We start from the raw sequence: 246 nt of genomic DNA on the forward strand, positions 1-246 counted from the left end.
GCGTCTTGCCCATCACGTCAACACACAAAACGAAGAAAGGTAAAACACACCATGTCTATCAAGACAACGAAATTTGAAAAGGCCGCCGCACGTATGCGCAAACTCGAAGACGAGAAGCGCCGTGCTGCGGAACAGGCCCGGAAGCAAAAGCTGGACTATGAACGGCTTTGCGGCCAAGCGCTCATGGATGCCGCCAACGACGGCGACGACTTCGGCGAATTTCTGAACAAGTCTGTCGCTGAACTC

1 protein-coding gene is annotated in these 246 nt (G+C 53.7%); it reads left to right on the plus strand.

Features of this window, described 5'->3' with window-relative positions; genetic code table 11:
* Positions 1 to 51: 51 nt before the first annotated feature.
* On the plus strand, positions 52 to 246 hold a 195-nt coding region (locus HMPREF2967_RS10175; protein ID WP_158014715.1), incomplete at its 3' end, for a hypothetical protein.

It is taken from the genome of Corynebacterium sp. HMSC059E07 (assembly GCF_001814395.1).
Classification (GTDB): Bacteria; Actinomycetota; Actinomycetes; order Mycobacteriales; family Mycobacteriaceae; genus Corynebacterium; species Corynebacterium hesseae.